The sequence below is a fragment of the Pseudocitrobacter vendiensis genome (assembly GCF_943590815.1).
GTDB classification, from domain to species: domain Bacteria; phylum Pseudomonadota; class Gammaproteobacteria; order Enterobacterales; family Enterobacteriaceae; genus Pseudocitrobacter; species Pseudocitrobacter vendiensis.
On the sequence record NZ_CALSBS010000058.1, the window covers coordinates 1 to 7338 of the forward strand.

Genomic DNA, 7338 nt, shown 5'->3' on the forward strand with positions numbered 1-7338 from the left:
ATTTAAGGGGCAAAAAATTATCATTCTGGCTGGGTGAGCTGCGCAGGTTAAGGAGCATCGATGACGAAAAAGCGTCCTTAGCGACCTCGTTCATGCTCGCATGAACGGATTATTTTTCCGGACTACAGATAAACTACAGGAAGACTACAAAAGTTGATGATTTAATCCTGATTTTTAGTGTGATGACTACAGATAAACTACAAAATAACTACAGGATTACCTCAGATCCGTTCTCGGAACCATTCGTACATCCGACCCCCTTACCGTTTTACATTGAGCACTGATGCTCTGAGGGCCCATATGACGAAACAACAGAAAACAGCGCTGAACATGGCTAAATTCATCCAGAATCAGTCTCTGCTCCTGCTGGAGAAGCTTAACGAGCTTGATCTTGATGCTGAGGTCGACCTTTGTGAGAAACTCCACGATGATGCGGAGCATCTTTTCCGTACACTGTCCTCGAGACTGGATGCATTACAGGATGGTAACTGATGGCCAGAGTGTCTATTAGTGAAGCAGCACGGCTTGTTAAGGTTAGTCGCCCTACTATTTACAAGATGATTAACAGTGGTAAGTTAAGTTACACCTCTGTTGTAAAGCACGGGAAGTCTATTAAAATTATTGATACTTCAGAACTTATTAGAGTGTTTGGTTCTCTTGATGGTGTAATCGATACTGTAAAATATGATGTGAAAAGTGACGCGGAATCTACAGGTCTTAACAGCGTTGTTTTACATGATTTACAACATAGAATCGCTTTACTTGAAGCTGAAAACGATGGTCTTAAAGGGGCTGTTAAGGCTCGAGATGAGCATATTGATTCCCTTCGTCAGACTATGCAGCTTCTGGAGTACAAGCACGAACCTTCTTCACCACCCCATTCCCCGTGGTGGAAATTCTGGAAAAAATCCTGATCCTGCCATGCTTGAGTTTTCCTGTCCGGCCATCCCGGGGCGTTCCTGAACTTTCCCAGATACCGCCAGATCTCTGAACGCTCCTCACCACGAAAAATACCCATACCCACACCCTACGCAAAATTAAAATTTTGAATATAATTCATTAATATCATTTAGTTAGTTGTTATTGAATTACGCAGCATTACCTTATGTAAGGTCAACCCAAGTCGTCGGCGATTCGTGTACGACTTGCCGACGACTCGTCATAGAGTCATCGACGACTCACTCCACACTATCAGTAACTTATGACGACTTGACTCTAGAGCCGAATCGTTGATTTGGCGTTTTTTTGACCTGGGTGACTCTAGAGTCAAGTCCCGAGTCGAATCGCCGGTGAATCGTGTGGTAAGTCGTCCGCCGACTTGCCATAACGTGATGCCGGCTGTCGACGAACCCGATTCCTGACCGTGCTGAAAACCGGTTTTCCGGCTGCGCCGGCAACGCTTCACAGCCACGCAATAAATTGCGTCCCCGTTCACCGTTTTCGGGTAAGAAGAACATCGGAAACAGGACTTACCCCGGCTGAATGGCGTGAATTTCCGCGCTATGCACTTGCGCGCATACTCATGCATGCCGTAAAAACAGAGCCTGCGCGTTTCTGGCGGGTTTTCGGGTGGTTTGTTGCCTGTTTTACCGGTTTCCCGTCAGAAACGCGCTGAGGGCCTCTGAGGCGGTGCGGGCAACAGATGTTATGGTAAATCAGGCGAGCCTTCTTTGGGACTTTGCGGTTTTTTTGGAGCACCTCTGCATTCTTTACACCAGCTTTGTATGACCATCTTTTCTGCCGAAATCCTTCGGTAACCAAATAATCGTTCGATGTCAGATTCGGATTTTGCAAATTTTTTACATTTTGGACATGTATGTGTGTTTGGAGGAGGGCTCATTGTTGGTAGCTGTATGTTGATAAGCTTGAGCATTAATGGAGAAATATCATACACATTACTCATCCCTACATCGGTTTTCCCAGTTGAACGTACTCTTTTTCTTATCAGCTCCTTATCTTCGAGCCTTTGTATGGTTCTCTGAATGGTACGCCGGTCTTGGTTCATTCTTTCTGCTAGAGAATCTATTGATGGGAATATTTTTGCAGAAGCACTATGCATAAATGATATCAAATGGATAAGGAGAACTAACTCTGAGTTACTGATACCCAAGTGAGATTGATTTTTTAGCAGTTCGTTGGGGACTGTTGTCCATCCTGAACCAAGGATTGTCCTCCCCCATATGGATAGTAAGGCTTCAGGGAAATCAGTCTTTTCTTTCTCTTTAGTTGTACTCATAGCGGTTACTTTTTTGAATCATTTATCATGACATAACTACTCTTACATACACTATATCATAGTGTATGTAAGAGTAGTTATTATTAGGGTGGCGTTAACGCCACCCTAATTTTACCTTAAAGGCACGCCTTTTCGTGACATGTCACGACGCTTGCTCTTAACATGATTCGAAGAGGAATAGTTTGCTATTCCTACTACGTCATTAAGCGAGGTATTCACATGTCTGGGATGAGAAAAGCATCGGAACATCGTTCTCCGATAAAACCCGCCATGAGTTACGCTCTGTTCCAAGATTTTATCAATGCGGGGCTGGCAGCTCAGAAGAGCGATGAGGCTAAGTCTGCTGTTAAAAATCATCGGATTACCAATCAGAACTGATACTTGTCTGTGATATCATTCGTACTCCTATTTTGCTCGGGAGTACGTGGATGCCGCCGCACCTTCCTCGAATCATTGTTCATATTCATGATGACTTATCTAGGCTACCTGGAGTTGAGTCCGTGGCTAGGGAATTTGAAACATATAAATCCTATGCGTTTCAGATAGCGACAGATAGTGAATGTGATGTTTCGAACTTCCTTCCTACATTGGATGAAGAAGATCAAAAGGCATTTCGTCCCGACCACCCGTTTTTTGGTCGAGATCGTCTTTTCTATGGCCAAAGGATAAGGGCAGCAAACGATCCTGTCTTTCACGTTCACTTGCATCACCAAGAAACTATTAAATCTTGGTATGATTTTGATAAAGCAGATGTTTTTGTTAGTCAGTGGGATTGTGTAAGTGACGCTGCATTGGTCTATGCATATTTGAAAACAGAAAGTGATGATTACCACTTTTTGTTGTTAGAGATCGTGGCTCCAGGGGCTCATGACCTTTATCAAACAGAAGGTAAAATTGCAGAGTGGAGACATAAAACTAGAAATTTCCGCTATAGCAGCCAGAATCCTTCTCTGAGAACTTGAATCCAATTAAAGCACAAAGGCCCGTAAATACGGGCCTTTGTGCTTTCACGCTTCCCGAAGGGAAAACGGCGGGACAGGTATTTGGTAAGCGGCAGGGTCGGAACAAGAATGCGCTCGGGGGGAGCTACCTTCCGATAACGGGTGTTATGGTAAATACAAGTAATTTGCAGGTATAAAAAAGCCGTCCGTAGACGGCCTAGTAAGTTACTTCGTCTTTGTCATCACTACCAATTCCCATCGGATGTCACCTGGGACATTATGCTGCCTGTGATTTTGCGGTGGCAAAGGATCATCTTTATTGCACGTCACTTCATCACCACAGTTCGTGCAGCGGTAAATGCCGGAAGCCGGACAAGTATTTCCCGGCTTATAGTAATACCGCCATACACTCCCTTCAGGCTCGGTTGTTTTTGTTAAAAATTTCGCTGTGCTATCTACATAAAAGGCCATGTTGCTTTCCTTACATAAACTAAGTTAGGGACCGAAGCTTGCATGCTTCGGTGGTTATTGTTTTTTCTTTTCCCGATTAATTGGGATCTTAAACATTCCCCCGTTAGGACGGGTTATCCGTTTGCCCTTTACCGTTATGTAAGGGCGAAAAATGTATGCCTGAGACTCGTCCGTCTGCATGTTGCATTTCCTATTTTCGCCACATGAATGTTGATTTTTGCTATCAAAATTGTACTGTAGCAACCAACAGATCTTGTGGCTGGCTTTATCAAAGCACTTGAGGTGGTACTCAAGCGCCGCATTTGCGTATGGTTTGTTACGGGTTAGTTCTGGTGGTACAGGCTAACCCACTTACTTCAACAATCTTTGCTTCTCCTCATTCATGTTTCACTCCCTACGTATTTTTTTACAGTGTCAGCGCCACTGAGCATAAACGCGACAAAAAGGAACCATCCCCACCCAGATACCGAGTGAAAAGCCAGCACTGCTGAGCTAATCACTGAGGCAAATGGGACCATTTGGTATAGAAAAAACTTCATATACACCTCTTTTTAAGCTGGTCGTTAACTTATCTACTCATAATGTGCTGTCTATTGGACCATTTTGTTGTTTTAGCACAGGGGTATGCTATTCTTAATCTAGAATTTTGTCAATATTGTGCAGTTTTTGAGTTTAAGAGTGTTGTTAGGGGTGTTCTTATGATGGTTAACTTTAGTCTTTCAAACGCATTTTCCTTCATGGAAGCTCAAAATATGAGCATGTTGGCGGTGTCGTCATCGAAAGACGATATAAACTTGGCTAATGTAGTGTCAGTAAGGGATGAGCGGATACTGAAGTCTGCTTTGATTTTCGGAGCTAACGCTAGCGGAAAATCTAATCTCATGAAGACAATATCTTTAATGAAAGATATTGTCCTGCATTCTGTGCAAGCTATCGAAAGTGGCATTACGAAGAATGTAGTCCCTTTTTTACTTGATGAGGCGGGGCCTACTAAACCATCTGAAATGGAAATGACTTTTATTGCGGATGGGATTAAATACAGATACGGATTATCTGTATTTCAAGGGAAGATAAAAGAAGAGTGGTTGTACTACACGCCAAAAACAAGGGAGACTATTCTCTTTGAGCGAGATGGTCAACTTATTGAAATAAATAAAGCAGCATTTAGCGAGTCAAATCTTTTTATAAAGGATGGGGTCATTCAGAAGACAAGAGAAGATGTTCCCTTTGTTTCTGTTGTTGCTGGATTTAATGGGGAGCACTCAAAGCGTGTTGTGAATTGGTTTAGTAATGTGGTATTTCTTTCTGGTTCTAACGAAGGAATGTTTACTGGAATTACCATGAAGCTTATAAATGAATCTGAAGATTTTAAAGCTTGGCTAAAAAAAATATTACCAGCCTTTCAGATTAATGATATTTATCTTGATGAAGTTGCGCCTGAATTTCCGTTTGGCAACATAAAAACAGATGATGATAATTTAAAAAATTTATTCAGCTCGATTCAGAATTTTGCAAAAAATCAAAAAGTATTTTCTCTTAGAGTCGTGAAAAAAACTGCTAATGGGGAGATTTCGGTTCCCATTGATTTTGAATCAGAGGGGACCAAAAAGATAGTCTATCTCCTTGGGCCTATTTATAACGCCATGATTAACAATAACTTATTGTTGGTTGATGAGTTCGATTCAAAGTTCCATACCCTTTTATCTAAGTTTTTATTTAGGATATTTCATGCGCAAAGTGAAGGGTTTAGCCAAGTAATCGCTGCAGTTCAGGATGTTAATTTAATGAATACTGATTGCTTTAGACGAGACCAAATTTGGTTTGTTGACAAGGATGTAAAGTCAGGGAGTAGCCATCTTTATTCTTTGGTTGAGTACAAAGAGAAACAAAGATCATTGAAGCCATCATATGGGAATGATTATTTATCAGGTGCTTTTGATGCAATCCCGTTGTTTGATAATCTTAATGAATTTGAAAAGCTAATGCCTGAGGGATGATTATATGCCAAAGAGAGGCAAAAGCCTTCGAAGCTCTTCGAGGAATGAGGAAACAAAACCTTCAAAGAGCACAGCGAAAACGACTGATAGATTTATATCTATTAGTTTTAAGCATTTTCATAACGTCGATGATGTTGGGCAGTCCATAAATACATGGAAAGATGATGGTAGCCTACCTGATCTCATTGAAAAATTGGTTTATCTAACGGCGAATGGAATCACTAAAGTGATTTCTGACGGTGTGTTTACTAACTACACTCGATTTCCTGAGTCAGCTGTAAACGATTTTAGATGCCCAGATGAGATATCCTCTGATGAGGATTGGGGGGTTATAAAAAACATTGGCGGGCAGAAAAGAAGAGTCGCCGGATTTCTGAGAGATAATGTGTTCTATATTGTGTTTTTTGATAGAGATCATCGCTTCTGGAAGAGTCAAAAATAGATGAGATACAGTTGTATTGTATGTTAAGAAAAGATCTTCTTGAGATTGTGATGCTCTCGTCGTAATCTCTTGCTCTGTAAACGAAAAAACCGCCTTGGCGGGCGGTTTTTCGACGGTTCTAAGAGTTGGCGCTCTGTGAACCAAGGTAACTGGCTTATGAGGAGCGCAGTAACCAAATCTGTTCTTTCAGTTTAGCCTTAACAGGCGCATAACTTCAAGACTAACTCCTCTAAATCAGTTACCAGTGGCTGCTGCCATTGGCGCTTTGTCGTGTCTTTCCGGTTTGGACTCAAGATGATAGTTACCGGAACAGGCGCAGCGGTCGGACTGAACGGGGGGTTCGTGCATACAGTCCAGCTTGGAGCGAACTGCCTACCCGGAACTGAGTGTCAGGCGTGGAATGAGAGAACCGCGGCCATAACAGCGGAATGACACCGGTAAACCGAAAGGCAGGAACAGGAGAGCGCACGAGGGAGCCGCCAGGGGGAAACGCCTGGTATCTTTATAGTCCTGTCGGGTTTCGCCACCACTGATTTGAGCGTCAGATTTCGTGATGCTTGTCAGGGGGGCGGAGCCTATGGAAAAACGGCTTCGCCGCGGCCCTATCGCTTCCCTGTTAAGTATCTTCTTGGCATCTTCCAGGAAATCTCCGCCCCGTTCGTAAGCCATTTCCGCTCGCCGCAGTCGAACGACCGAGCGTAGCGAGTCAGTGAGCGAGGAAGCGGAATATATCCTGTATCACATATTCTGCTGACGCTCCGGTGCCGCCTTTTTTCTCCTGCCACATGAAGCACTTCACTGACACCCTCATCCGTGCCAACATAGTAAGCCAGTATACACTCCGCTAGCGCTACGTGACTGGTTCAGGGCTGCGCCCCGAAACCCGCTAACAACCTCTCAGCTACTGGATATCACCCCATGCCATCTGAACATGATGAGCAACGGGATGCTGCTGATACGCAGCTTCCCGGCGAGTATGACCTTTTTGATTTAATGGCGAAGGTTACTGAAGATAACCTGCACGCCCCGGTGGAATCCGGGCCACCTGTCGGCCGGGAAGCGTTATAGCTTTTTCGCTGGCCAGCGTACGTGTAATACGGTGGTATTACATCTTATTTCTTTATTTTCATGTACTTACAGTTGATTGTAATACCTTGCGTATTACCGTAATAAATGGAGTATCCCATTTTTTTTATGTAATTCATGCAGTTGCGATGAAAATCGCGGCTGCGTTAGGTGTATGACCATTTA

8 protein-coding genes are annotated in these 7338 nt (G+C 43.3%); 6 read left to right on the plus strand and 2 right to left on the minus strand.

What is annotated here, in order from left to right:
- Positions 1-300 precede the first annotated feature (300 nt).
- Together NMC31_RS25460 and NMC31_RS25465 are read left to right on the plus strand one after the other, a co-directional pair.
- Positions 301-492: a Rop family plasmid primer RNA-binding protein gene (locus NMC31_RS25460; protein ID WP_253899371.1), complete on the plus strand. Its 192-nt coding sequence runs from the start codon at positions 301-303 to the stop codon at positions 490-492.
- A complete protein-coding gene (locus NMC31_RS25465; protein WP_253899372.1) occupies positions 492-914 on the plus strand; it encodes a helix-turn-helix domain-containing protein in 423 nt (140 codons plus the stop codon). The genes NMC31_RS25460 and NMC31_RS25465 overlap by 1 nt, the downstream gene beginning before the upstream one ends.
- Positions 915-1645: 731 nt before the next feature.
- On the opposite strand, the gene NMC31_RS25470 is transcribed toward NMC31_RS25465, so the two are convergent.
- Positions 1646-2236: a helix-turn-helix domain-containing protein gene (locus NMC31_RS25470; protein WP_072775496.1), complete on the minus strand. Its 591-nt coding sequence runs from the start codon at positions 2234-2236 to the stop codon at positions 1646-1648.
- A gap of 428 nt (positions 2237-2664) precedes the next feature.
- Between NMC31_RS25470 and NMC31_RS25475 the strand changes: the two genes are divergently transcribed.
- The 3 genes from NMC31_RS25475 to NMC31_RS25485 all read left to right on the plus strand — a co-directional run bounded on the left by NMC31_RS25475 (position 2665) and on the right by NMC31_RS25485 (position 6087).
- The gene (locus NMC31_RS25475; RefSeq protein ID WP_072775495.1) at positions 2665-3198 is read left to right on the plus strand and encodes a type II toxin-antitoxin system YafO family toxin; all 534 of its coding nucleotides are present in this window, start codon (positions 2665-2667) and stop codon (positions 3196-3198) included.
- A gap of 1148 nt (positions 3199-4346) precedes the next feature.
- Complete coding sequence (locus tag NMC31_RS25480) at positions 4347-5645, plus strand: AAA family ATPase (RefSeq protein ID WP_253899373.1); 1299 nt, start codon at positions 4347-4349, stop codon at positions 5643-5645.
- 4 nt (positions 5646-5649) lie between these two features.
- Complete coding sequence (locus NMC31_RS25485; protein WP_063930378.1) at positions 5650-6087, plus strand: hypothetical protein; 438 nt, start codon at positions 5650-5652, stop codon at positions 6085-6087.
- Between the two features lie 234 nt (positions 6088-6321).
- Here the strand turns inward: NMC31_RS25485 and NMC31_RS25490 are convergent, their stop codons facing one another.
- Positions 6322-6435 (minus strand): replication initiation protein, encoded by a 114-nt coding sequence (locus NMC31_RS25490; RefSeq protein ID WP_074170044.1) that lies wholly within the window; start codon positions 6433-6435, stop codon positions 6322-6324.
- Positions 6436-7005: 570 nt separating this feature from the next.
- On the opposite strand from NMC31_RS25490, the gene NMC31_RS25495 reads away from it, so the two are divergent.
- On the plus strand, positions 7006-7155 hold the full coding sequence (locus NMC31_RS25495) for a hypothetical protein (RefSeq protein ID WP_253899374.1): 150 nt from the start codon (positions 7006-7008) through the stop codon (positions 7153-7155).
- The last annotated feature ends 183 nt before the right edge of the window (positions 7156-7338 follow it).

What these genes read in the sequence shown, in the direction of transcription:
- NMC31_RS25460 (WP_253899371.1), top strand. Translation starts at nt 301, where the DNA reads ATGACGAAACAACAGAAAACAGCGCTGAACATGGCTAAATTCATCCAG.
- NMC31_RS25465 (WP_253899372.1), top strand. Translation starts at nt 492, where the DNA reads ATGGCCAGAGTGTCTATTAGTGAAGCAGCACGGCTTGTTAAGGTTAGT.
- NMC31_RS25470 (WP_072775496.1), bottom strand. Translation starts at nt 2,236, where the DNA reads ATGAGTACAACTAAAGAGAAAGAAAAGACTGATTTCCCTGAAGCCTTA.
- NMC31_RS25475 (WP_072775495.1), top strand. Translation starts at nt 2,665, where the DNA reads ATGCCGCCGCACCTTCCTCGAATCATTGTTCATATTCATGATGACTTA.
- NMC31_RS25480 (WP_253899373.1), top strand. Translation starts at nt 4,347, where the DNA reads ATGATGGTTAACTTTAGTCTTTCAAACGCATTTTCCTTCATGGAAGCT.
- NMC31_RS25485 (WP_063930378.1), top strand. Translation starts at nt 5,650, where the DNA reads ATGCCAAAGAGAGGCAAAAGCCTTCGAAGCTCTTCGAGGAATGAGGAA.
- NMC31_RS25490 (WP_074170044.1), bottom strand. Translation starts at nt 6,435, where the DNA reads ATGCACGAACCCCCCGTTCAGTCCGACCGCTGCGCCTGTTCCGGTAAC.
- NMC31_RS25495 (WP_253899374.1), top strand. Translation starts at nt 7,006, where the DNA reads ATGCCATCTGAACATGATGAGCAACGGGATGCTGCTGATACGCAGCTT.